The organism is Borreliella americana, assembly GCF_021043605.1.
GTDB classification, from domain to species: domain Bacteria; phylum Spirochaetota; class Spirochaetia; order Borreliales; family Borreliaceae; genus Borreliella; species Borreliella americana.
Genome location: NZ_JAJNFB010000044.1, coordinates 1 through 2,264 on the forward strand (window position 1 = coordinate 1; position 2,264 = coordinate 2,264).

General features: G+C 30.9%; 3 protein-coding genes. All 3 read right to left on the reverse strand.

Going from position 1 to position 2,264, the window contains the following annotated elements:
* Nucleotides 1–46: 46 nt before the first annotated feature.
* Nucleotides 47–205 carry a hypothetical protein gene (locus LRB30_RS05700; protein WP_231014708.1) on the reverse strand — a complete coding sequence of 53 codons (159 nt, stop codon included), beginning with the start codon at nt 203–205 and terminating at the stop codon, nt 47–49.
* A 745-nt stretch (nt 206–950) separates the two neighbouring features.
* Nucleotides 951–2,003, reverse strand: a complete 1,053-nt coding sequence (locus LRB30_RS05705; RefSeq protein ID WP_231014709.1) for a hypothetical protein — start codon at nt 2,001–2,003, stop codon at nt 951–953.
* A 52-nt stretch (nt 2,004–2,055) separates the two neighbouring features.
* Nucleotides 2,056–2,264 (reverse strand): hypothetical protein (locus LRB30_RS05710; protein ID WP_231020136.1); only part of this gene is annotated, 209 nt, incomplete at its 5' end.

Here is a 2,264-nt window from a genome sequence, read left to right on the forward strand (position 1 = left end):
ACCCCATAAAGTATTGTCTGGTTTGTCTTTAATATTTTACTTTTACTTATCTAGAGTCCATATCTTGCAATTTTTTATATATATCATTTAACTCTTGAAAGTCTTTATTTGTTTTAGTCATATTTTCATTAAGTTCTTTTTGTTTATTCTTAGCAACCTCTAGCAAACTTTTAGCACTACTCATTGAATCTTTAGCATCAGCCATAAATTGGTGGTAGCCAGCACAGTAGTAGCTCTCATGCCTTGAAGCATTGCTATTACTTAATGCATTTGGTTTTGATAGTTTCTATACAATATTATTTACGCGATTCATTTACTTAGAAGATATTTTATATAAAAAAGAACCCCTCCAAAGGGCCATACATAAAAGTTGGGAATATATAGAAATTTAAGATTGGAATATATGCATAATACTTAAAATTGAGATATTCAAATTTATTTATAGGCTAATGCCAATTCGTACAAATCTTTTTTTAATTTCTTCTAATAGTTTTTTAGCTTCTTTTTCATTTGAGCAACTATATCTAAAATAGTTGGCTGTATTTTCCAAATCATTTGCTGAATGTTCTGCCTTATACTTTGCATCCTTAGCAAAATTGTCAGGTTGATTTTTATTCCATCTATTAGCAGGCTCACCAATTTGACCTTGCTTTCTACTCTCATTGTCATACCTTTTTTCAATTGCCTAAATTAATTTTTCTATAGATTCTTTTAAAAGAGAGTTTGCATTATTCCAGCTAGCATCTGCAATTTGAAAATTACTTTGGATTTCACTTAACTTAGAATTCAACTCTCTAATTTCTTTTTCTATAGATGAAAAGGATTTAAATATAACTGCATTTTTTTGTCTATTTTCCCCAAATTTAGTATCTTATTTTTACTATCTGGCAACATATAGAGGCAAAATTTTTTAAAGAGAGAAACGAGTTAATCAAAAGCTTAAAAAGTATTTAAGAAATGATTCTTTTGTAAACAGCACATAGCTTATCAATAGCTCTAGTCATATTATTTACTTCTTCTCCAGTCTTATTATTAGAGAACATCTTTGCATTATTAAACCACCAATCTTCAAATCCATCACCATAAGCCATACCAGAAATAGCACCTACAATAACACTAACAGCATTGTCTCCTTTATCTCCATTAGCATATTTCTTAGCAGCTTCATTAAACTCCTTAATAGCTTTCTTAAATTCGCTACAAGATAGATTAGCAGTAACAGTAACAAAAGTATCAGCATAAGCTAAACAGGCTGTTTCAACATTATTTTTAATAATAGGAAGAACACTTTTAACTATTTTTAAACGATCTACATTTTCTTTCTTTTTGTTTTCTGTAGCATTTTGAGCTGCTTCGTAGTCTATTACTGTCTCTATCTTACATTCAGCCTCATTAGCTTGTTTTATAGCTTCCTTATACTGCATAATAGCATCCTCTAAATCTCTTTTGTTATAACTAGGCACAGCTTTTTCTAGCATATTGCCAAGCTTAGCATACTCTTCTTCTAGGGCATTTTCTTCTAGTTTAACAAGAGCTTGACTACGTGCTTCAGAGGGCCTTTTACTAAAACATCCAATACGATACGTATCACAGCTGCCATAAGTAGCAATAGTATTATAAGAGCTTGTATATTTGCTGTAAATAGAATCTAGAATAGATTGATATGTTGTAGTAGTGCTAAAAAAAGTCCTAAGCACCTCTTTATCATCTTCGGTTAACTTACAAGTAGCTTCTTGCTTGTCTAGGTTACAACTTACACCACTAGCAACAGGGTCATCAGCAACAAGTATTTCGGAGCTACTAGTATTCTTATACCTTTGAGCTGTAGCTTTATCCGAAGTTGCCAGTGGTTGTGATTTACTGCCTAAATTACTACCCTTGTTAGCAGCATCAGGCAAAAAAGAAGCATCTTCTTTACTTGAGCTATTATTTCCAAAAAACTTGCAAGACACAAACAATATTGCGACTAGCAGTAAAATGCACATATCGCGTCTTATAGTCATTAATTTCTCCCCTTTCTTTTCTTTAGTTATTCATTATCTAAATATGATTTTATCATAAAGCAAGCATAGAGGGCAAAGTGTTTGGAAGAGAAAAAAGATTTAGCAACGACTTAAGGTATTTAAATAAGTCAAAAAATTTAAGCACATCAGAAATCATATTAACACAAAAAATACCACTAGAAAGCTCTTTAATAAAAAATCCTTCTAATGTAGAATATCGAATACCAATATACAGTACACTTTTTAAAAGTTGAAAACAGT

What these genes read in the sequence shown, in the direction of transcription:
- LRB30_RS05700 (WP_231014708.1), bottom strand. Translation starts at nt 205, where the DNA reads ATGGCTGATGCTAAAGATTCAATGAGTAGTGCTAAAAGTTTGCTAGAG.
- LRB30_RS05705 (WP_231014709.1), bottom strand. Translation starts at nt 2,003, where the DNA reads ATGACTATAAGACGCGATATGTGCATTTTACTGCTAGTCGCAATATTG.